15 protein-coding genes and 2 tRNA genes are annotated in these 21,317 nt (G+C 62.2%); 9 read left to right on the forward strand and 8 right to left on the reverse strand.

Going from position 1 to position 21,317, the window contains the following annotated elements; translation table 11 throughout:
* Window positions 1-5: 5 nt before the first annotated feature.
* Window positions 6-1,472: a sensor histidine kinase gene (locus DL86_RS06925; RefSeq protein ID WP_051952903.1), complete on the reverse strand. Its 1,467-nt coding sequence runs from the start codon at window positions 1,470-1,472 to the stop codon at window positions 6-8.
* A 471-nt stretch (window positions 1,473-1,943) separates the two neighbouring features.
* On the opposite strand from DL86_RS06925, the gene polA reads away from it, so the two are divergent.
* Together polA and DL86_RS06935 are read left to right on the forward strand one after the other, a co-directional pair.
* Entirely contained in the window at window positions 1,944-5,003 is a 3,060-nt protein-coding gene (gene polA, locus DL86_RS06930) for a DNA polymerase I (RefSeq protein WP_036259715.1), read from the forward strand.
* A 211-nt stretch (window positions 5,004-5,214) separates the two neighbouring features.
* Entirely contained in the window at window positions 5,215-5,700 is a 486-nt protein-coding gene (locus tag DL86_RS06935; protein ID WP_156964520.1) for a hypothetical protein, read from the forward strand.
* Window positions 5,701-5,784: 84 nt separating this feature from the next.
* Here the strand turns inward: DL86_RS06935 and fadB are convergent, their stop codons facing one another.
* The 4 genes from fadB to DL86_RS06955 all read right to left on the reverse strand — a co-directional run bounded on the left by fadB (window position 5,785) and on the right by DL86_RS06955 (window position 11,772).
* A complete protein-coding gene (fadB, locus tag DL86_RS06940) occupies window positions 5,785-7,947 on the reverse strand; it encodes a fatty acid oxidation complex subunit alpha FadB (RefSeq protein ID WP_036259721.1) in 2,163 nt (720 codons plus the stop codon).
* A 206-nt stretch (window positions 7,948-8,153) separates the two neighbouring features.
* A complete protein-coding gene (locus tag DL86_RS06945; protein ID WP_036259724.1) occupies window positions 8,154-9,743 on the reverse strand; it encodes an ABC transporter ATP-binding protein in 1,590 nt (529 codons plus the stop codon).
* Window positions 9,744-9,746: 3 nt separating this feature from the next.
* The gene (locus DL86_RS06950; RefSeq protein WP_036259725.1) at window positions 9,747-10,859 is read right to left on the reverse strand and encodes an ABC transporter permease; all 1,113 of its coding nucleotides are present in this window, start codon (window positions 10,857-10,859) and stop codon (window positions 9,747-9,749) included.
* Window positions 10,852-11,772, reverse strand: coding sequence for an ABC transporter permease subunit (locus tag DL86_RS06955; RefSeq protein ID WP_036259727.1), 921 nt, complete (start codon window positions 11,770-11,772; stop codon window positions 10,852-10,854). The genes DL86_RS06950 and DL86_RS06955 overlap by 8 nt, the downstream gene beginning before the upstream one ends.
* 239 nt (window positions 11,773-12,011) lie before the next feature.
* Between DL86_RS06955 and DL86_RS06960 the strand changes: the two genes are divergently transcribed.
* Window positions 12,012-12,530: a hypothetical protein gene (locus DL86_RS06960; protein ID WP_036259729.1), complete on the forward strand. Its 519-nt coding sequence runs from the start codon at window positions 12,012-12,014 to the stop codon at window positions 12,528-12,530.
* A 45-nt stretch (window positions 12,531-12,575) separates the two neighbouring features.
* Here the strand turns inward: DL86_RS06960 and DL86_RS06965 are convergent, their stop codons facing one another.
* Complete coding sequence (locus DL86_RS06965) at window positions 12,576-13,835, reverse strand: BaiN/RdsA family NAD(P)/FAD-dependent oxidoreductase (RefSeq protein WP_084572763.1); 1,260 nt, start codon at window positions 13,833-13,835, stop codon at window positions 12,576-12,578.
* Window positions 13,836-14,463: 628 nt separating this feature from the next.
* Between DL86_RS06965 and DL86_RS06975 the strand changes: the two genes are divergently transcribed.
* Together DL86_RS06975 and DL86_RS06980 are read left to right on the forward strand one after the other, a co-directional pair.
* Window positions 14,464-15,744 carry a polysaccharide biosynthesis/export family protein gene (locus tag DL86_RS06975; RefSeq protein WP_084572776.1) on the forward strand — a complete coding sequence of 427 codons (1,281 nt, stop codon included), beginning with the start codon at window positions 14,464-14,466 and terminating at the stop codon, window positions 15,742-15,744.
* A 326-nt stretch (window positions 15,745-16,070) separates the two neighbouring features.
* Window positions 16,071-17,312: a WcaI family glycosyltransferase gene (locus DL86_RS06980; protein ID WP_036259732.1), complete on the forward strand. Its 1,242-nt coding sequence runs from the start codon at window positions 16,071-16,073 to the stop codon at window positions 17,310-17,312.
* 32 nt (window positions 17,313-17,344) lie between these two features.
* Here the strand turns inward: DL86_RS06980 and DL86_RS06985 are convergent, their stop codons facing one another.
* A complete protein-coding gene (locus DL86_RS06985) occupies window positions 17,345-17,581 on the reverse strand; it encodes an Lrp/AsnC ligand binding domain-containing protein (RefSeq protein WP_036259733.1) in 237 nt (78 codons plus the stop codon).
* Between the two features lie 202 nt (window positions 17,582-17,783).
* Here DL86_RS06985 and DL86_RS06990 point away from each other — a divergent pair, with 202 nt between their 5' ends.
* Entirely contained in the window at window positions 17,784-18,554 is a 771-nt protein-coding gene (locus tag DL86_RS06990; protein ID WP_036259735.1) for an SOS response-associated peptidase, read from the forward strand.
* A 132-nt stretch (window positions 18,555-18,686) separates the two neighbouring features.
* On the opposite strand, the gene DL86_RS06995 is transcribed toward DL86_RS06990, so the two are convergent.
* A tRNA-Asn gene (locus DL86_RS06995) sits at window positions 18,687-18,762 on the reverse strand.
* A 218-nt stretch (window positions 18,763-18,980) separates the two neighbouring features.
* Between DL86_RS06995 and DL86_RS07000 the strand changes: the two genes are divergently transcribed.
* The 3 genes from DL86_RS07000 to DL86_RS07010 all read left to right on the forward strand — a co-directional run bounded on the left by DL86_RS07000 (window position 18,981) and on the right by DL86_RS07010 (window position 21,309).
* Window positions 18,981-19,054: transfer RNA gene (locus DL86_RS07000), tRNA-Cys, on the forward strand.
* An 84-nt stretch (window positions 19,055-19,138) separates the two neighbouring features.
* Window positions 19,139-20,044 carry an efflux RND transporter periplasmic adaptor subunit gene (locus DL86_RS07005; RefSeq protein ID WP_245276284.1) on the forward strand — a complete coding sequence of 302 codons (906 nt, stop codon included), beginning with the start codon at window positions 19,139-19,141 and terminating at the stop codon, window positions 20,042-20,044.
* A 200-nt stretch (window positions 20,045-20,244) separates the two neighbouring features.
* Window positions 20,245-21,309, forward strand: coding sequence for an RluA family pseudouridine synthase (locus DL86_RS07010; protein WP_036259737.1), 1,065 nt, complete (start codon window positions 20,245-20,247; stop codon window positions 21,307-21,309).
* Window positions 21,310-21,317 lie beyond the last annotated feature (8 nt).

The following is a 21,317-nucleotide window of genomic DNA, read 5'->3' on the forward strand; positions in this document are numbered from 1 at the left end:
CTACGTTACCGTTCCGTCTGCAATGGAACGATCATGCGCAAGCGAAATCCTTCGGGTTCGAAAGCGACTTTCACTTCCGCCCGGATCTGCTGCGAGAGCACGCGATTGAGCAGCATCGATCCAAATCCCTCGCGCATCGGCGGCGTCACGACCGGCCCGTCCCGTTCGGTCCATTCGCACAAAAGCGCGGGGCCGTTGGCCGCATCGATGAGGGTCCAATAGACCTCGATGCGGCCTTCCTCTTTGCTCAATGCGCCATGCTTGGCCGCGTTGGTCGTAAGTTCATGCACGGCCATGCCCAGCGGAACCGCAATTTGCGAGGGAAGGTCGATAGCCGGACCGGTAAGACGAATGCGCAGGCCTTGCTCATCGCAATAAGGACCGAGCTCCTGGTTCAGCAAATGCTGAAATGAGACGCATTGCTCCAACTCCTCCGTCATCACAGCATGCGTCTTGGCGAGCGACGCAATCCGCCCGGTGAAGGCCTCCTGAAAATCCTCGATCGTCGCGGAGCTCTTGGCGGTTGTGTTCATCACCCCCTGCACGGTTGCAAGCGTGTTCCTGACGCGATGATGCAGCTCCCGGATCAAAAGCGCTTGGCGCTGTTCGCTCCGGACATGATCCGTGACATCGGCGCCTTCGACAAAAACGCCGGTCACCTTGTCGCTCTCGCCCATGATCGGCTGGCAGACCAAGTCGACGAAATATTCTTCCGCCACGCCGTCTGGCTTGTTGCGCAGGAAGACGCGCATCTTACGGCCGACGAATGCTTCGCCGGTCCGAAAGGCGCTGTCCAGAATGGTGAAATATTCCTGGTTCGCGACTTCCGGCAAAGCCTCGCGCACCGCCTTGCCAATGAGGTCGCGTCCGCCGGCAAGGCGGCGAAAGGCGAGATTGGCCATTTCGAAGACATGGTCCTGCCCCTGCAAGACGCACATGAAATTCGGGGCCTGCATGAACAAGCGATGCAGATGGTGAGCGGTCGCCAAAAGAGTCTGATTGAGCACCTGCACGATTTCGATTCGTTCGCCGAGGTCGGCTCTCTGTGGTTGCCCTGCCGCAGACAGGCCCGCAACGCTGCAAGCATCCTGGAACTGTGAAATGTCCTGCGTGTTTTGCAGCAAAAACGCGACTTTGCCATCCTTTCCGAGGATCGGCACATGGGTGCAACTCCATGATCTCAGCTCGAACCCTTTCCTGCCCTTGATCGCGTAAGGCAGGACAGGAAGCACGTCGACAATGCCTTCGTCGCGGACTCGTTCGAACGACTCCTGCAAAATGCGGCGACTCTCTCCTGCAGCCGGAAAGGCGGTGAATACATTGACCCCGATGAGGCTGTCCCGCACCCGCATGGTCACGTCGAGATAGGCTTGGTTCACGGCCACGATGTCGAAATTCGGGTTCATCACCATGTGCGGCGATGGAAGGCTATTGAACACAGCCTCGAAATCCAACTCGTTATCCAGCTTCACCCTGTGGCTCCTAGTAAATATTTTATCGCTCCAGTCGAAACCAGCGGCTCGCTCAAATCCAAGGCCGCGCGCCCAGCGAGAGGCAGGATTGCAAAGGCGTCTCGCGCCGCCATTCGGTCGCGACAAGAGCAGGTCTCGGTTCAAAAAGCGAGCATGGTTGGATGTTTGCGTCCATGGACGAGGAAGGGATGGCGAGGGAGCGGGCGGGGCCGCGACAGGATTCGTGAAGGAGGCTTATGATGACTCGGACTCCCTGCCAAAGCCGTCGAAGCCGTCTTCGGTCAGAACGAAGGGGAAGCGACATTGGTTGCATCGAAACCGTCGCCATGGACCGATTCCGCGGCAGTTCCGCCGTTGCGAGGGGCGAGCGGGGCCGGACCGGCCAGCGATTTGGTTTCGGTGGCGTTTGTAACCGCACCGGCTTATGCTGAATCAGCTCTTTCGTCCTTTTTTGCCAAGAATGCTGGGACCATGCCGCTCGTCCACCGCCCTGTCCAAGCCGGGGACCATATTTTCCTGGTCGACGGGTCATCCTTTGTTTTTCGCGCCTATTTCCAATCGATCCGGCAGGACGCTAAATATAACTACCGCTCGGACCATCTGCCGACCGGAGCGGTGCGGCTTTTTTGCACCAAGCTTTTCCAATTCGTGCGGGAGGGCGCGGCCGGGATCAAGCCGACCCATCTGGCGATCATCTTTGACAAATCCGAAAACTCCTTCCGCAAGGAGATTTACCCCCCTTATAAAGGCAATCGCTCGGAGCCGCCGGAAGACCTGATTCCGCAATTTCCCTTGATGCGCGCCTCCGTGCGCGCCTTCGGGCTTGTTCCGATCGAACAGGACCGCTACGAGGCCGACGACCTCATTGCAACCTATGCTTGCGAGGCCCGCGCGCGCGGCGCCGATGTTCTCATCATCTCCGCCGACAAGGATTTGATGCAACTCGTTGGGCCGGGCGTCGCCATGTATGACCCGGCCTCTGGGGAAGCCGGCGCCAAGGGGGCGCGGGAGGAGCGCCGCATCGGACCGGACGAGGTTGTCGCCTATTTCGGCGTTTCCCCGGAAAAGGTTGTCGACGTTCAGGCGCTCGCCGGAGACTCGACCGACAATGTCCCAGGCGCGCGGGGCATAGGTCTTAAGACGGCGGCGCAACTGATCAATGAATATGGCGATCTTGATGCGCTGCTCGCCCGCGCGAGCGAGATCAAGCAGCCCAAACGCCGCGAGACATTGACGGAGCCTGACAGCGTCGCGCTGATCAAGACCTCGAAACAGCTCGTTGCTCTTGTCCGCGACGTTCCGCTCGAAGTGCCGATCGACGATCTTGGGCTTCATCCGCCTGATGGCGCGGTGCTCGTCGCTTTCTTCAAGGCCTTGGAATTCACGACGATCACCAAGCGCGCCGCCGAGGCCTATCAAATCGACCCAGGCTCCGTCGAGCCCGATCCCGCCTACGCAGGGCCGGCGGGCTGGCGCGGCCGCAATGGCGAGACGGCGCCCGCTCCGCAGACCGCCGCCTTGGAGGCCCCGGCGGGGCAAACGCCGCCGCCGGGCGCGGCGCCCTCCCCCACGCCTAAGCGCAACGCCCGCTATGGCGAGGCGGCGCCGCAGGCCATCATCGCCACCGGGCCGGGCCAACTGGCGGCGGCGCGCGCCGCCGCGGCGCCGGCGGAGCCATTCGATGTCAAGGGCTATGAAACGATCGTCCGTTTTGAGCAGCTGGAGGATTGCATCGGCGCCGCCTTCGAGGCCGGGCTTGTCGCGATCGACACCGAAACCTCCTCGCTCGATGCGATGAGCGCCGAACTCGTCGGCATCTCCTTGTGCAGCGCGCCAGGCCGCGCTTTTTATATCCCATTGCGGCATCGCGGCGAAGGCGCCAGCGATCTTTTCGGCGGCGGCGATCTTCTGCCCGGCCAGTTGCCGACGGATGGCGTGTTGGAGCGGCTGAAGCCGCTGCTCGAAGCGCCAAGCGTTTTGAAGATCGCGCAGAACATGAAATTCGATTGGCTCGTATTCCGGCAACGCGGCGTCGCGGTGCGGCCGGTCGAAGACACGATGCTGCTCTCCTATGTGCTCGACGCCGGCCGCACCGATCACGGGATGGACGTCCTCAGCGAAAAGCACTTGGGCCATAAGCCGATTCAATTTGGCGAAGTGGCCGGCTCGGGGCGCACATTCATCGGCTTCGCCCGCGTCGCCATCGACAAGGCGACGGAATATTCCGCCGAGGACGCCGACGTCGCCTTGCGTCTCTGGCGGGTCTTGAAGCCGCGTTTGCCGGCCGAGCGAATGACCGCCGTCTATGAGACGCTCGAGCGTCCGATGATCGAGGTCTTGAGCCGCATGGAGGCGCGGGGCGTTTCAATCGACCGAGCGATTCTGGCCCGGCTTTCAGGGGAATTCGCGCAGGACATGGCGCGGTTGGAGGCGCTGATTTTCGACATCGCCGGCGAGCGCTTCAATCTCGGTTCGCCAAAGCAGCTCGGCGACATTCTCTTCGGCAAGATGGGCCTTGCGGGCGCCAAGAAGACCGCCACGGGGGCCTGGTCGACGGCGGCCGGCGTGCTCGACGATCTCGCCGAACAAGGCAATCCGCTCGCCGCGAAAATTCTCGAGTGGCGCCAACTCGCGAAGCTCAAATCGACCTATACCGACGCGCTGCCCAATTTCGTCAATCCGTCGACGGGCCGCGTGCACACATCCTATGCGCTCGCCGCGACGACCACCGGCCGCCTATCCTCCTCGGAGCCGAACCTCCAGAACATTCCGGTGCGCAACGAGGCCGGGCGCAAGATCCGCAAGGCCTTTGTCGCGCGCGAAGGATACAAGCTGATCTCTGCGGATTATTCGCAGATCGAATTGCGGCTGCTCGCCCATATCGCCGATATCGAGCAGTTAAAGGCGGCCTTCGCTCAGAATCTCGACATTCACGCGATGACGGCGTCGGAAATGTTCGGCGTGCCGATCGAGGGCATGCCATCGGAAGTGCGCCGCCGCGCCAAGGCGATCAATTTCGGCATCATTTACGGCATTTCGGCCTTCGGCCTCGCCAATCAGCTCGGCATACCGCGCGAGGAAGCCGGGGCCTATATCAAGCGCTATTTCGAACGCTTCCCGGGCATTCGCGCCTATATGGATTCGACCAAGAAAATCGCGAGAGAGACCGGCTATGTGACGACGATTTTTGGGCGCAAGTGCCATTACCCGCGCATCGGCGCTTCAAATCCATCGGAGCGCGCGTTCAACGAGCGCGCCGCGATCAATGCGCCGATCCAGGGCTCGGCCGCCGACATCATAAGGCGCGCCATGGTCCGGATGGACGAGGCTTTGGAGCGCGCAAACTTATCGGCGCAAATGCTCTTGCAGGTTCACGACGAACTGGTCTTCGAAGCGCCCGACGCCGAGGTCGCGGCGACGATCGATGTGGTGCGCAAGATCATGATCGAGGCGCCCCACCCCGCCTTGCGGCTCTCTGTCCCCCTGCAAGTCGACGCCAAGGCCGCGCAGAACTGGGACGAGGCGCATTGATCATTTCCAGCAACGAGCCGACGATCCTGAACTCGGCATGATAGGCGGGCGACGCAAGATCATCGAATTGGGAGCGAATATTATGGTCGACGAGACTGAAATCCTAGTATTCGAAATATCCGGCGAGGCAAACTTTTCTGGATGGCCGATTGCCGAAACCAAGGAGCAAAAGGCGCAAGCAGAAAAGAATAAGATATCTGATCTCAGTAGAATGGCTGATGACATCGCCGATGATATCCAGCGCGAAGTGCGAAAGGTTCTGATGCATCGATTCGCCATCCAAGCGGAAGTCGGCTTTTCGAGAGGAAGCATCATCGTTACTGGAACCGTTATTCTCATCAGCTGGGCCGGTCCCTTGATCACGGACGCCGTCAAGAAGGAGCTGTCTGAGATCGTAGGGGTCGCGGTGCGGCGGGTTATGGGAAGAGTTTTCAGCGATTTCGGCATTGATTGGGAGCCAACCGGCCTCACCGTCCAAGAACGAAGCGGACGGCGCTATTCCTCAGCGCGACCGACGCCTCCAGTCGCGACGCCCCGCTGGCTTTCGATCACCGTTGCAATCATGGCCGTCGCAGTCGCGCTTCTCGTCTTGGATCGCTTTTTGACGCTGCGCCCCGAAGTCCTATCGGCCATTCATTCGACAGGCGTCGGCGCTGGCGCGACACCAAGCTCCTTCCCATCGGGCGGCGGCAAATAACCCGCTGCAAGAAGTGTCTTACAACGTTAGCCCCGCCGCCGAGATTAGTCCGGGCCCCCTCGGGACAAGGGACGCTTTCGGCGCTTATGCAGGGTAAAAAACATCGCCCGCAGCGGCCATCGCGGAAAAGCCCTCGCTCGGGCGATAAATGGCGCCAAGGCTCTCCCATTTCGCGGCGCTCGCGACGACGTTGGCGACGCCGAGGTGATCCGCATATTTGAGCGCGCCGCCGAGATAGCGCGGCAGGCCGAGGCCGAGGATGAGGCTCATGTCCGCCTCGCCCCGCGAGCCGACGACGCCATCCTCGACGCAGCGGGCGGCCTCGAAAATCAGCGGCAGCATCATGCGCTCGACGATCTCGTCCTCGCCGATCGCAATTTTGCCATTCGGCCGCGCCTCGGCAAGGAGGCGGTCGGTTTCGGGGTCGAGCTCCTTGCGCGGCCGGCCTTTCGCGTCTTTCGCATATTTATAGAAGCCATGGCCGTTCTTTTGGCCGAGACGTTTCTCGCGCAGCAAAATATCGATCGCGCTGGCGAAGGATGTTTGCATGCGCTCGGGAAAACCAGCCGAGACGATCTCGACGACATGATGAGAAATATCCATGCCTATGACGTCGATCAGATAGGCGGGACCCATTGGCCAGCCGAATGTTTCCATGACTTTGTCGACATGCGCGAAATCCGCTCCATCGTGAACCAGCCGCAAAAACGCGATGAGATAGGGCGTCAGCGCGCGGTTGACGACAAAGCCCGGGCAATCCTGCATGACAATCGGCGTCTTGCCCATCGCATCCGCATAGCCGACGATGGTCGCGATCGTCTCCTCCGAGGTTTTGGGGCCGCGCACCACCTCGACAAGCGCCATTCGCGGGACTGGGTTAAAGAAGTGCATCCCGATGAATTTATCGGGCCGCCGCAACCCTTCCGTCAAATCGCCGATTCGCAACGAGGAGGTATTCGAGGCGAGAATCGCAGCCTCGCCGGTCACCCTTTCCAATTCGCTCAACACCGCTTTCTTGACCGCGATATTCTCGACCACCGCCTCGATCACGACATCGACCCCGTCGAATCCCTCATAGGTTAGGCCCGGCGCGATCGCCCCCAGGATCGCATCGGCCTTGGCCTGATCCAGCCTGCCCTGCTCCACCTGTCTGGCGAGGAGTTTGCGCGCCTCCGACATGCCAAGGTCGAGGGCCTGCTCGGCAATGTCCTTCATGATGATCGGCACGCCGCGGGCCGCGCTCTGATAGGCGATGCCGCCGCCCATCACGCCGGCGCCGACGACAGCCGCCTTGCGCACCGGCGCCGCCTTTTTGGCATAACCGCGGCTGATCTTTTTCAGCGCCTGCTCATTGATGAAGATCGTCACCAACGAGGCCGCGGCTTGGGTCTTGGCGGCTTTGGCGAAGGCCTGCGCTTCGAGCGTCAGCGCGCTGTCGCGGTCGAGGTCCGAGGCCGCCTCCAGCAGTTCGAGCGCGATATGGGCCGCAGGCAGATGCGGCAAGGTTTTGGCCGCCGCCGCCTTCGCGGAGTCAAGCAGGCGCGAGGCCTCCTCGGGCGCGATGCGAAGGCTCTTTCTCAGATCGCGCCGGCGCTGGCTCCATTCGCCCGGCGCCTCGATCGCCCGCTCCAGCGTCGCCAGCGCAGCCGCGCGCAGGTCCTCAGGCGCCACGACCGCATCGACCGCGCCCTCCTCAAGCGCCGCCTCAGGCTTTTGCTGAGCGCCCGATGCAATCCATTCCGCGCTGGCGACGAGGCCAATGAGGCGCGGCAATCGGACCGTCCCGCCATAACCCGGAAAAAGCCCTAGGTGAACTTCAGGAAAGCCGATCCGCGCCGCGCTCGACATCACCCGGAAATCGGCGGCGAGCGCAAGCTCCAGCCCCCCTCCGAGCGCCAGCCCGTTGATCGCCGCCACGGTCGGAACCGGAAGATCGGCGAGCGCGGTGATGATCTCGCTGTTTTGCGCCACGAACGCGACAATGTCCTCCGGCGGCCGCTTGAAGATCGCGGTGAATTCAAAAATATCGGCGCCGACAATAAAGGCGTCCTTGGCGCTGGCGATGAGCACGCCCTTGATGGCGGGAGTGGCGGCAATGATTTCAAGCGCGCGGCGTAATTCGCTGAATGTCAGCGCGTCGAGCTTGTTGACGGGCTCGGCGCCGCGTTCGAATCGAAGTTCGGCAATTCCTTCTTCTTGCCGTTCGCCGGGCCATTCGAGCTTGACTGTTTGACCGTCAAAAAGCATGTCTCACCTTGCGGTTGAATGTTACGGGCAAGGTCCTGCCCTCGGCGGGACCAGCAATTTTGACGGACGTTCGAGGCAAATTTGCGCCGCTCGCAGTCCTTGTCCAACCGGGCGCTTTTACCGCCTCGTTTTATCAATAGCATAACACACTGGCGCGCTGTCAGCCTTGGGCGATGCCGGAAAGCGGCGAATTCGGCCGGCCGCGCTCATATGCCGCCGGTCTGAAAGGTTGCGGCGATCAACGCACGCGAATAGGCCTCGCGCGGCGCATCCATGATCCGCCGCGCCTCGCCCTGTTCAATGATGCGCCCGTCCTTCATCACCGCCACTTCGTCGGCCATGGCGCGAACGATGGCGAGATCATGGCTGATGAAGACATAGGTCAGATCATGGGCGTCCTGCAGATGTTGGAGCAGAGCCAGGATTTCGATTTGCACCGAGCGGTCGAGCGCCGAGGTCGGCTCGTCGAGCACGACGAGCTTCGGCTTCAGGATCATCGCGCGGGCGATGGCGATCCGCTGCCTTTGGCCGCCGGAAAACTCCTGCGGATAGCGATGCCGCAGGGCTGGATCGAGCAGGACCTCCTCCAAGGCGCGGGCCGCCTGCGCGTCGCGCTCGGCGCGGGTGATTGAGGGCTCGTGCGCGCGCAAGCCCTCGGCGACGATTTCGCCGACCCGCAGGCGCGGCGAGAGCGAGCCGTAAGGATCTTGAAAAACAAGCTGCATGGAGCGGCGCAACGGCCGCATCGCCGCCCCACTCAGCGGCGTCAGGTCGCGGTGTTCGAAACTGATCATGCCGGCCGCCGGCGCGAGCTTCAGAAGCGCCCGGGCGAGGGTCGATTTGCCGGAACCCGATTCGCCGACGACGCCAAGCGTGCGGCCTTTGCGCAAGACAAGGCTCACCGCGTCCACCGCCTTTATCTCTCGGCCCTTCGCAAACCAGCCGCCGCGTAGGCGAAAACGGACGGTGACGTCGCGCGCGCTGAGGATTTCGGGCGCGCCCTCAAGCGGGCGCGGCGGGCGAGGCGGCGGCGCGACCGCGAGCAGCATCCGCGTATAGGCGCGCTGCGGATGGGCAATGAGATCGGCGGCGGGCCCGCTTTCGACGATTTCGCCTTGGCGCATGACATGGATCGTATCTGCAAAGCGGCGGACGAGGCCAAGATCGTGGCTGATGAAGATCATCGCCATCCCCAGCCTCTGTCTAAGATCGGCGAGAAGATCGAGGATGCGGGCGGCGACCGTGACGTCGAGAGCGGTCGTCGGTTCATCGGCGATCAGCACATCGGGGCCGCAGGCGATCGCCATCGCAATCGCGACGCGCTGGCGTTGGCCGCCGGACAGCTCATGCGGATAGGCGTGCGCCCGAAGCGCCGGCTCGGCGATCCCGACAAGATCGAGAAGGTCGAGCGCGCGGGCCCTCGCCGCGCGGCGAGAAAAGCCGGCCTGGTGGCGCAAAATCGCTCCGATCTGCGTGGAGACCGTGAACAAGGGGTCGAGCGCCGACATCGGCTCCTGGAACACCATCGCGATGCGCCGGCCGCGGATCGCATTCAGCCGCTTTTCTGGGAGGGTCAAAAGGTCGGCGCCCTCGAATTTGACGGAGCCGGTCGTCGATGCTTCGGGCGCCAGCAGCCTCAGGGCGGCCAGCGCCGTTTGGCTTTTGCCCGAGCCCGATTCGCCCACAATCGCCGCCGCCTCGCCCCGCGCGAGCGCGAAGCTGACATTCTTGACAACAGGGCGCGCGCCATAGGTCACGCAAAGATTGTGGAAACCGAGGATCTCTTGGCCCGGCATGTCTTAATCGCTCTTGGCGTCGAAGCGGCGCAAAAGGCCGGCGCCGAGACTTTGCAGGGCGCCGAGAGTCGCCCCAAGGAAAATCGCCGGAAAGACGAGAAGATAGGCCGCGCCCTGAATGTTGCGGGCGCCGTCCGCGATCAGAACGCCCCAGCTCGTCAACGGCTCCTGCACGCCAAGGCCGAGAAATGACACGAAGCTCTCAAGCAGGATCACTTGCGGAACGAGCAGGGTCAAATAGGCGACGATCGGACCCGCTGCGTTTGGGAGGATATGGCGCCAGATGATCGCTGGCGCGGTTGCGCCGAGGGCCTGCGCCGCGACGACGTAATCCCGGCGCTTTATCGACAGCGTCTGGCCGCGAACGATGCGCGCCATATCGAGCCATTCGACGGCGCCGATCGCGATGAAGATCAGCGCGAAATGACGGCCGAACGCCATGACGAGAACGATGACGAAGAAGATGAAAGGCAGCGCGTAAATGATCTCGACGATCCGCATCATCGCGGCGTCGACGCGTCCCCCGGCATATCCGGCGATCGCGCCATAGGCGACCCCGATGAAGAGCGCGACCATCGAGGCGAGCAGGCCGACGGCGAGCGAGGCTCTGCCTGCAATGAGGGTGCGGGTCAATAGATCGCGGCCATTGGCGTCGGTTCCAAACAAAAAGACCGTCCGCTTCAACGGCGCGTCGATGCGCATTCGGCGCCCCCCATCCTGCGTTTCGACAATGCGCGGAGCTGAAAAAACATCCGAGCGCTCGAACGCCCGCAGGGCCCGCGCGTCGATCGGCCTGTCGCTGAAAAGCGTTGCATGGAGGCTATCGCCATCCACGCGCAGGGCCTCGATCCGCGCCGGCATCCGCCGCGCGATGGTCTCGATCGCCAAGGCGACCTCCGCGGCATCGGGATGCGCGGACAGCGATGGTTCGGCGAGAACATAATCGCGATAGACGCGATCATAAGCATGGCTGGACACGAGCGGACCGAAAAGACAAAGCAGCGCGATCAGCGCAAGGATCGCAAGGCTGATCTGGACGGAGCCGCCGCCGGCTCCAAGACCCAAGGCGGACAAACGCTCCGCAAAGGAGCGCGCGTTTCGAAAGGCCTCATTCATGGCGCACGCGCGGATCGAGCCAGGCGTAAGCGAGATCGACAAGGAGATTGAAGCCGACAACAAGACCCGCGACGATGACAACCGCGCCCATGACCAGCGTGTAATCGCGTCCGAGCGCGCCGTCGACGAAATAGCGCCCCATGCCCGGAATCCCGAAAATGGTTTCGACGACGACGGAGCCGGTGAGCACATTGGCGGCGGCGAGCCCGAGATAAGACAGCACGGGCAATATGGCGGCGCGCAGCGCATGGGCGTTGATATGCCAGGCCGGCAATCCAAACGCCCGCAAGGTGCGAATATGCGGCATGGCAAGGGCGTCGCGCATCCCCGCCTGCATCAGCCCCGCCACCACCGCGATCTGCGGCAAGGCGAGCGTCGCGACCGGCAGAACCTGATTTTTCCACGCCCCATCGCTCCAGCCGCCAACCGGCAAGGCATGCAGCGTCAAACCGAAGAAGAGCTGCAGCAAGGGAGCGACCACAAAGGCCGGCAGGACAATTCCAAACAGCGCGACGCCATCGACGAGCGCCGCCCCAATGCCGCGTTGCGAGGCGGCGCCGGCGATGCCGAGCGCTCCGCCGGCGATGAGCCCAAGAAGCAGGGCTTCGGCGCCAAGTTGCATTGAGATCGGCAGGGCCTTGGCGAAGAGTTCGTTGACGGAAAAATCGCGCCAATGAAAGCTTGGGCCAAAATCGCCGCGAAGGAGGCTTTGCAGATAGAGCCAGAATTGCTGAATGAGCGGCAAATCGAGCCGGTAGATGCGGCGAAGATTTCGCGCGATGTCGGGATCGAGCGCGCGCTCGGAATCAAATGGGCCGCCGGGCGCAAGACGCATGAGAAAGAAAGCAAGCGCGACGATAATGAGCAGCGTCGGTATCGCCGCGCCGATCCGCGCGAGAGCATGCCGCAGCATGGTTCAGACTTTCCTGCAAGCGTCGAACATTGCTATGCGCCGAAGCGCCCGAGGCAGCTTAGCAGACGCCTCGTCTCGAAGGAGGTTTTTCGCGTTGTAAGCCGGCGCGGTCCCGATAATCAATTTATGCGCCAATCGCCACACTTGCCCGCCGCGCAAAGGGAGCCTACTTAGCCCGCGCGCAGGAATGCGACTTAAAGCGCTCCTTTTGGGCGCGAGGCAACATTGGTCAGGACGCGATGGACGACGAAAAATGGCTTGAGAGGCGCTATTACGGCGGCGACCTTCCCGCTGAAGCCGAGCGCGCGCTGCATGCGGTGGGGCTTTGCTGGGACGACGAAATCGCTTCCGAGGCGCATATCATCCGCGCGCTCGAGATCGCGCCGGACCATCTCGCGGTCCGCTACGGCGCCTACAAATTCTATTACTACCGGCGCCGGCTCGACGCGGCTTTGCCCCATGTCGAAGCCTGGGTCGCCGAGGCGGCCAAGCGCAATGGCTTTCCGAGCGACTGGCGCCTGGTGACCTCGGAACATGCCAATTTCACCAATTTCGATGGCGATCCGCGTCTGTTTCTATTCGCCTTGCGCGCCACGGGATGGTTGCTCGCCCGGCTCGGCCGGATCGAGGAAGGCCGCGCGGCGCTGGAAAAAGTGGCGGCCTTGGATCCGCAAGACCAGATGCGGGCGCGCCGGCTCCTGGACATTCTCGATCAGCCCGGCGAGGACGGCGAGGACGAGAACACGCACGCGGCGTGACAGGCTGCATCGAGCTTTGCCGCCGCCTTGCCCCTTCGCCGTGAATCAGCGCGCCGGCGGCGCGTCCTCCGCGCGAAGGCCGAGCCATTCCAGCGCCCCCCGACCGGCCGCCGCGCCAGTCGCGAAAGAGGCCTGCAAGAGATAGCCCCCCGTGGGCGCATCGAAGTCGAGCATTTCGCCAGCGGCAAAGACTCCGGGGCGGCGCGCCAGCATAAAATTGGCGTCGAGTTCGTCGAAATGAATCCCGCCCGCCGTGGAAATGGCCCGCTCGATCGGCGCGACGCCGACAAGGCGTATGGGCGCGGCTTTGATGAATTGCGCGAGCCGCGCCGATGTCATCGACGACAAGAGCTCGGGCGATGCGTGGGCCGCCTCCTGGAGCAAGGCGATCGCCGCCGGCGCCAGTTTCATCGCCTTGCGGAGGAATGTCGATAGCGATTGCTTGCGGTCTCGCGCCTCGATCCGTCGCGCCAGGTCGGACTCGGAGAGATCGGGACGGAGCGCGATGTGCAGCCGAGCCTCGCCATCCGCTTCGATGACCTCGCGCAATGGCGCCGACAGCGCATAAACGGCGCCGCCCTCGATCCCGGTTCGGGTTATGATCGCGTCGCCGCGCACAGTCTGGCCGCCGAACGAAAGTTCGATTCCTTTCAGCGGCTGCCCTTCGAAGCGGCTCTTAAAAAATTCAGACCAGCCGACGATAAAGCCGCAATTGCCCGGCCGCAGCGGCGCGACGGCGATGCCGACCTTCGCCACAGGGCCGGTCCAGCCGCCATCGGAGCCAAGGCGCGGCCAGCTTGCGCCGCCCAAAGCCAGCACCACGGCGTCCGGCGTCAGCCTGATGCGCCCTTCCGGCCCTATGAAGACAAGCGACCCGTTGTCGTCCCAGCCCGACCAATGATGGCGTGGATGGAGGGCGACGTCCATCGATCCGAGACGATTGAGCCAGGCGCGCAAGAGAGGCGAGGCCTTGAAACAATGCGGAAAAACGCGCCCGCTCGTTCCGACGAAGGTGGTCTGGCCAAGCCCTTCGCACCATGCCCGAAGCGCATTTGGCGAGAAAGCTTCAATTGCGCGCCTGAGCCGCGGCGCAGCGGCGCCATAGCGAAGGATCAGGGCGTCAAAATCCTCGCTATGGGTGAGGTTGAGCCCGCCGCGGCCGGCGAGCAGAAATTTGCGTCCGGGCGCCGGCATTCGATCATAGACGGAAACGGCAGCCCCGCCTTGCGCGAGGACTTCGGCCGCCATCAACCCAGCCGGGCCAGCTCCAATAACGGCGATGTGGGGGCGGGCGCCAATGGCCAAGGCTCTCTATCCTATTTTTCCAAGCGTATTGGCAATTCCTGCTCCGACAGGCCGCTGGATGCGGCGCCAATCGCCCTTTCCTCTTGGGGCGCAAGGAAAGCAGAAAATCTTGCCAAAGATCCGCGCCGGGCCTTTTTTGGCCGGAGTTTTGGGAAATGCTGCGCAGCCCCTTGGCCTGTTCGCCCGGAGCGCGCGGCTCCTCTTGTCGGCTGTGATATAATTAATTTATCAGGATATAAATAGGAAAGGCAGCCGATGCCTATTTTGTCACAGCTTAACTATATTGAAAGAGATAATGATAGTTCTGCGCGTAAACTGGCGGTCATTGATAATGATCGACGCTATTGCGATCTGTCATGATGTTTGTATTGATAGCCTGGCAAATAATCAGGGCCAAAAGTTTAGAAAGCCGCGTAATACAAATCAAGATGGGTGCTTGACGTCTGCTTTCCGCCAAGGGAAAGCCTTTGCAACCCTTTTCGCGCGCAGTCCCTCGGCGAAGCTGTGCTAAATTTGTAACAGGTTTTCATATACTGTACGTTTACCCAAACAAGACTCGTAGGTTTTTCTGGCTCGCGGGGCGATCACGGGGTATCTCTTCTGGTGAGGTTTAAGAAGGATAATGTTCATGCTGGCCTTTCGATCGGGCTCGATCTCCTTGCTCGCCCTTGCGCTCCTGGGTGTCGGCGGCTGCTCATTTTTTCCCATAGCCGGGCCAACCTCCGTCGATGTCCTGAAGGAAACCTCTGAGACCGTTCCCTATGCTTTGGTCAAGCTCACCCCCGAGACAATCGACATTCTCGCGGCTTACGAGCCAAAGGGCCTTGCCGGCACCTTTACCGACCGGCGGCCATCGTCAGACATCAAGTTCGGAATCGGCGATATTGTCGCCGTCACCATCTTCGAGGCGGCGGCGGGCGGCTTGTTCATCCCGTTGGAGGCGGGCGTGCGTCCCGGCAACTTCGTGAATCTGCCGGAACAGGTGATCGATAACGACGGCAATATCAGCATACCCTTCGCCGGAACGATCCGGGCCGCCGGACGCACCAACGTCCAGGTTCAAGACGCGATCGTTGAAAAGATCAAGAACCGCGCGATCGAGCCGCAAGCCGTTGTGACCCTATCGCAGCAGCGGACCTCGCTGATCAGCGTCGTCGGCGAAGTGAACACTCCGCTTCGATTCGCCGTTCCCGCCACCGGCGCGGGAGACCGCATTCTCGACGCTATAACGCGGGCGGGCGGCATCCGAGGACAAGGTTATGAAACCTGGGTCATGCTGGAACGAGACAAGCGCCGGGCTACGGTGCCGTTCGAAAATCTGGTGATGAACGCTTCGAACAATATTTATATCCAGCCAGGCGATCGGATCTATGTCTATCGCGAGCAGCAGAAATTCCTCGCCTTCGGCGCGACCGGCGCGATCGACTCTCTTGGCTCGCAAGGCGAATTCAATTTCGACGCTTGGCGGATCAATCTCGCCCAAGCGGTGGCCAAGGCCGGTGGGCTGCAAGACGCGCGCGCGGACCCAGGCGCCGTATTTCTCTATCGGAGGGAGCCTAGAGAGGTCGCAAAACTGCTTGGCGCGGACGTGAACCGGTTCCAAGGCGACCTTGTTCCGATCATTTTCCAAGTCAGCTTCCGCGATCCCGGCGGTTATTTCCTCGCCACGCGGCTGCAAATGCGCAACCAGGACATTATCTTCGTCGCCAACGCCGCCGAAGTCGAAGTCAACAAGTTCTTGTTCTTCTTGAATAACGTCTCGGTAACCGCAATCAATGCGGCCGACACCGCCACAGCCTCCTCGGTCGCGCGAGCCGCTCTGCGCGGCAAGACCTTGGTCACGCCGGCGACGCCGTCGACGTCGGTTACGACGCAGGTCGGCACGACCACGGTTCAGACGGTGCGCTGATCGCGCGGCGATCGACGCGGCCCAGCCAGAGACCGCAAAGGCAAAGTCCGGCGTTTGTCAAAAGGGTTGGCGCGAGGCCATCGCCGTCTCGCCAACCATTGGCTATCCATAAGTCGTCTGGGCGCAATCATCGAACGAATCGGCTCACGCCAATCCCGGACGGGGCCCCCGCGACTCGAATAAGAAGATAGCGAAGCGCGATTTGTCACAGCGGCAAAGGCTGCGACACCTCATTGAAACGAATGGAAACCATAGGTTGGCCCTCCGTCGGTCGTAAGGGCAATCGCCTCTCGACTTATTTTCGTCCAATCAGGTGTCAAATCTCTATGCCGCCATCCGCCAATGCAAACTCAAAACGCAAGATCCTGATTTACGGCATCAATTATGCCCCTGAAATGATCGGCGTCGGCCGCTTTACAGGCGAAATCGGCGCCTATCTGGCCGAGCGCGGCTATGATGCGGCGGTAGTCACGGCGCCGCCGCATTACCCCGGCTGGCGCGTCGCTCCGCCATTTCGCGCTCTGCGCTATGCGAGCGAAATGCGCGATGGGGTCAAGGTTTTGCGCTGCCCGCTTGTGCTTCGCACCGAGATGCGCGGGATCTGGCGCCTCGTGGCGCCGGCCAGCTTCGCCTTGAGTTCCGCGCCCGTGGCGCTCTGGCGAATCGTCCGAACCCGGCCAGCCCTCGTTCTATGCATCGAGCCGACATTATTCGTCGCTCCCGTCGCGCTTCTCGCCCGACTTTTCGGCGCGCGCGTCATTCTCCATGTGCAAGACCTTGAAATCGATGCCGCCTTCGCGGTCGGTCATCTGAAAGGGGGCTGGCTAAAGAGCTGCGTCGCGAAAGCCGAATCCTGGCTGCTCCGGCGATTTACTGGCGTGATCACGATTTCCGGACAAATGCGCAAACGCCTGATCGCCAAGGGCGTCGAGCCGAGCCGGATCGGCATCGTCCGCAACTGGGTCGACTTAGGCAAAATCAAACCCCTCGACGGGCCAAATGGATTCCGCCGCGAGCTTGGCTTGAGCGATGCCGATTTCGTGATTCTCTATGCCGGCAATGTCGGCGCGAAACAGGCTCTCGAAGTCGTTCTCGACGCGGCGCGGCTGCTCGCCGGCAAGCCCAACCTGCATTTCGTCATTGCTGGAGACGGCCCCGAAAAGCAGCGCCTCATGCGCGATTATGCTGACCTGCGCGCCGTCCATTTCCTGCCGCTGCAGCCGGAAGCGCGGCTTTGCGAACTGTTGAACCTAGCCAATCTGCATGTGTTGCCGCAGAGCCAGGGAGCCGCCGATCTGGTGCTGCCCTCGAAACTCGGCGGAATGCTTGCCAGCGGAAAGCCCGTTCTTGCGACGGCCGATGCGGGGACCGAACTTTTCGAGGTCTTGAACGGGGCGGCCATCCTTGTCCCGGCCGGCGATAGCGTCGCGATGGCGGCCGAGATCGGGCGCCTCCTCTCCGAGGGCGGTCATCCGGCGCTGGGGGATGGGCGCAAGCTCGCCCAGATTTTTGAGCGCAAGGCCTGTCTCGAACAGTTTTGCGCCTGCCTCGAGGCTACCGCCGAATAAGGATGGCTGGCTTTCCCTTCAGCGCGGCTTTCTTAGAAGGCCTTGAAGGCGATAATCGTCCTGGTGTCGAGAATGCCTGGAATAACGTGGAGTCTCTCGCCGATGAACCGGCCGATGTCGACCTCCTTGCCGACATAGAATTTGGCGAGGATATCGTAGCTGCCCGCGATCGAATAGATCTCCGATGCGATTTCGGCTTGAGCGAGAGCATTGGCGACCTCATAGGTGCGGCCGAGCGCGCACTTGATTTCAACGAAAAAAATCTGCATCAGGCTGTCCTCGCCATCGACCGCGGCGCATCATATTAGAGCATTTCCGAGCGAAATGGATACCGGTTCGCGTTAAGAAAATGCGACAAAACAAAGACCTAGAGCTGCTTTCTGATTCCGCCGAAACGGAAAGCGCTCTATCCGACATCTGGCTGCGAATGACCTTGAAATCGGCCGTCAGCGAGAGATTAAGGAAAGTCTGATGTGCGGGCGTTTCGCCATCACCTTGCCGCCCGAGGCGATGCGGAGCTTTTTCCGCTATGTCGAGCAGCCGAATTTTCCGCCGCGCTATAATATTGCCCCGACGCAGCCGGTTCCAATCCTACGCGCCGCGTTCGATTCGAGAGGGAGAATCGAGCGGCGCCTCATCCTTGTCCGATGGGGATTCATCCCGCAATTCGTCAAGGATCCCAAACAATTCCCTCTCATTGTCAATGCCAGAAGCGAAACGCTCTTGACCAAGGCGAGCTTCAGGAGCGCCTTCAAGCGCCGCCGCTGCCTTTTCATTGCCGATGCATTCTATGAATGGCGCCGGCCCGCCAAAACAGCGAAAGCCGGCAGACCCTATCTCTTTCACCGCCAGGACGGCGCGCCCTTGGGCCTGGCCGGTCTGTGGGAAACCTGGACAGGTCCGAATGGCGAGGAGCAGGATACCGCCTGCATCATCACGACGGCCGCCAATGGCGCGACCGCCGCCATCCATGAACGCCTTCCCGCGATCCTCGAATCGGCTGATATCGACATTTGGCTCGATCCGGATGAAATTCGCGCGGATGAGGCTTTCGGATTGCTGCGACCGCCCGAGAACGACGTCCTCTCGTTTTTTGAAATCGGCCCGGAAGTGAACAAAGTCGCCAATGATTCGCCGCAGGTGCAAATGCCGGCCGCTCCATCCGCCGCGCAAGGCGCGAAGCCAATATGCACAAAGACCGCCGCAACGCGCATGAACAAGGCGCAAGGCCTTCTGTTTTGATCGATCGAACCTTCAAGCGGCGCTCGCGCCAAACTTCCGCGCAGCGAGCGCCCATGGCGGCGGGATCCAATCGGATCGATTCATCTGATTGAAAAGAAATCGCTCCGATTCAAAGAATCAAAGCCGGTCGGATGGCTCCCTGAGCAGGACTCGAACCTGCGACCGATCGATTAACAGTCGATTGCTCTACCAGCTGAGCTATCAGGGATCGCGCGAAGCGAGTGGATGGGCATATAGCAAGCTTGCCGCGGCTTTGCAAAGCGGTAATCTTCGCCGCGTCGCGCGCGACGAGCCCGCCGCCCGACGCCATGACGAGCCGAGGCCTCGGTCGGCTCCTCCTTTGCTTTTCGAGAAGCATTTCTTGCGCCCGCGCGGCTTCCTTTGCTATAGCCTCTCGGGCGCAGGCTTTGATGCTCGTCGCACGGAGGCCTCGTGGCGGAGTGGTTACGCAGAGGACTGCAAATCCTTGCACCCCGGTTCGATTCCGGGCGAGGCCTCCAACCTCCGCCACTTTCGTTCTTCGCTCGCGTCCTTTGCGCGGATTTTTCGACGCGCCGCCGTCATCGCTCCGGGAAGGGCTTAGCTTGAGACAGCACGCCTCGCGCGACATGATCCCGCATCGCTGGCGCCGAGCTCTTCTCGCGTTCGCCCTGCCCCTCGCGACGCTCCTCATTCCCAGCGCGACGCGCGCGGCCGGTCCGGCTGACCCCGCGAGCATGGCGGTGAGCGTCGTCAAGGCGAAAGCCGCGTGTTTCGTCGACACTTTACAATTGAGCGGCATTGTCGCGCCGCGCGATGAGGTCCTCGTGCGCCCCGACGCCGAGGGGCTTCAGGTCGCCCAGATTCTCGTCGAAGATGGCGCCTGGGTCGGAGTCGGCCAGCCGCTCGCTCAACTGGTGCGGCCGGACTGGATGCCTGGCGCGCCGGCCAAGGCGACGCTGACTGCAGGCGCGAAGGGCGTTTTGACCTATCGTCAACTGCCCGTTGGGATGCCGGTCTCCGCCCGCGGCGAGGCGATGTTTCGCATTATTCGCGATGGCGAACTGGAGCTTGTCGTCGACCTGCCGCAGGCTGCGCTCGCAAAGGTCAAACCAGGCCAAACCGCCCACATCGAAACGCTGGATTCGGTTGAAATCGCCGGAACGGTCCGGCTGATTCTTCCCGAGATCGACCCCCGGACGCAAGTCGGGCGCGCCCGCATCCAGATGCGCGGCAATGCCGGCGCAAAGCCCGGCGCCTTCGCGACGGTCGCAATCGACACCGGGCGCAGTTGCGGCGCCGCGGTTCCGCTTTCCGCCATCCTCTATGGGCCGCAAGGCTCGATCGTGCAGGTCGTGCGCGACAACCGCATCGAGACGAGGCGGGTGAGCGTCGGCCTCCTCGAGGGTCATGACGCCGAGATCCGCGAGGGGCTCGCCGCTGGCGACACAGTCGTCGCCCGCGCCGGCTCCTTCCTGCGCGAAGGCGATCTTGTGCGGCCAATGCCGTAAGCTCTGCACAACCCCTGCTGGCGCTGCGAATTCCCGCCGATTGCGGCGGAGCTCAAATAATCGCCCCATTCGCACGTCGTCCGCGCCGCCAGGGATTTCTTAGAGGCGGATGGCGTGAGGACGAGATCCTGCGCTAAAAATTGCAAAAATACGGAGAAAGAGCATGATCGATTCCGCGATCATGCTCCGGAGGCTATCTTGTGAGCGTGCAAACATTTCAGGTAAGCGAAGACGAAGAGGGGATGCGCCTCGACCGCTGGTTCAAGCGGCGGATTCCCTCGCTCTCGCTGTCGCATTTGAACAAGATCGTGCGAACCGGCGAGGTCCGCGTCGACGGCGCCCGGGTCAAAACGGCGACGCGCCTTGCCCAGGGCCAAAACGTGCGCGTGCCGCCTTTGAATCTCGCCGCGCCGGCTGTGACCGCAGCGCCTGAGATTTCGCAAGCCGATCAGCGCGCTCTCCGCGACATGATCCTTTACGAAGACAGCGACCTCATCGTCCTCGATAAGCCTTACGGCCTCGCCGTCCAGGGCGGCTCCGGAATGACGCGGCATATCGATGGGATGCTGGCTTCGCTGCCCAATGAGCGCGGCGACCGGCCGATGCTCGTTCATCGTTTGGATCGCGACACGTCCGGGGTCCTGCTCGTCGCCAAGACGCGCCGGATCGCCGCCGATCTTGGCGCCATATTCCGCTCGCGCCAGGCCCGCAAAATCTATTGGGCGCTGGTCGAAGGCGTGCCCAAGCCGCCGCAAGGGCGCATCTCACTTTATCTGGCGAAGGGCGAAGGCATGGGCGGCGAGAGGGGCGAAGCGCGGCCGGCCGGCCAGGGCGCCGAAGCGCGGGCGAAACTCGAAAAAATGCGGGTGGCGAGCCACGGCGAGGAGGATGCGCGCCATTCGGTGACCTATTACGCCACAGTCGACAAAGTCGCGCCGCGGCTGGCCTGGCTGTCGATGAAGCCGATCACCGGGCGCACGCATCAATTGCGCGCCCATGCCGAGGCGATTGGCCATCCGATCATCGGCGATCCCAAATATGGCTTGAAGCCGAAGAACGACCCGCGCCGCAACGATCCGCTGCGCACGATCCCCGACTCCGTCGAACGCAAGCTGCATCTCCTGGCGCGTCGCTTGATTCTGCCGCATCCGCGCGGCGGCGCGCTCGACGTCACCGCCCCCTTGCCGCCGCATATGCAGCGCTCGTTCGACCTGTTCGGCTTCGACGCCAAACAATATGATCCGATCGAGAACGCGCCAGAGTGAATGATTGG

This window comes from Methylocapsa aurea, from assembly GCF_000746085.1.
In the GTDB taxonomy this organism is placed as follows: domain Bacteria; phylum Pseudomonadota; class Alphaproteobacteria; order Rhizobiales; family Beijerinckiaceae; genus Methylocapsa; species Methylocapsa aurea.

Excerpts from the sequence above, each read along its gene's own strand:
- fadB (WP_036259721.1), bottom strand. The coding sequence starts at position 7,947 with ATGCTTTTTGACGGTCAAACAGTCAAGCTCGAATGGCCCGGCGAACGG.
- DL86_RS06980 (WP_036259732.1), top strand. The coding sequence starts at position 16,071 with ATGCCGCCATCCGCCAATGCAAACTCAAAACGCAAGATCCTGATTTAC.
- polA (WP_036259715.1), top strand. The coding sequence starts at position 1,944 with ATGCCGCTCGTCCACCGCCCTGTCCAAGCCGGGGACCATATTTTCCTG.
- DL86_RS06975 (WP_084572776.1), top strand. The coding sequence starts at position 14,464 with ATGCTGGCCTTTCGATCGGGCTCGATCTCCTTGCTCGCCCTTGCGCTC.
- DL86_RS06945 (WP_036259724.1), bottom strand. The coding sequence starts at position 9,743 with ATGCCGGGCCAAGAGATCCTCGGTTTCCACAATCTTTGCGTGACCTAT.
- DL86_RS06935 (WP_156964520.1), top strand. The coding sequence starts at position 5,215 with ATGGCTGATGACATCGCCGATGATATCCAGCGCGAAGTGCGAAAGGTT.
- DL86_RS06955 (WP_036259727.1), bottom strand. The coding sequence starts at position 11,772 with ATGCTGCGGCATGCTCTCGCGCGGATCGGCGCGGCGATACCGACGCTG.
- DL86_RS06960 (WP_036259729.1), top strand. The coding sequence starts at position 12,012 with ATGGACGACGAAAAATGGCTTGAGAGGCGCTATTACGGCGGCGACCTT.
- DL86_RS06985 (WP_036259733.1), bottom strand. The coding sequence starts at position 17,581 with ATGCAGATTTTTTTCGTTGAAATCAAGTGCGCGCTCGGCCGCACCTAT.
- DL86_RS06950 (WP_036259725.1), bottom strand. The coding sequence starts at position 10,859 with ATGAATGAGGCCTTTCGAAACGCGCGCTCCTTTGCGGAGCGTTTGTCC.
- DL86_RS06990 (WP_036259735.1), top strand. The coding sequence starts at position 17,784 with ATGTGCGGGCGTTTCGCCATCACCTTGCCGCCCGAGGCGATGCGGAGC.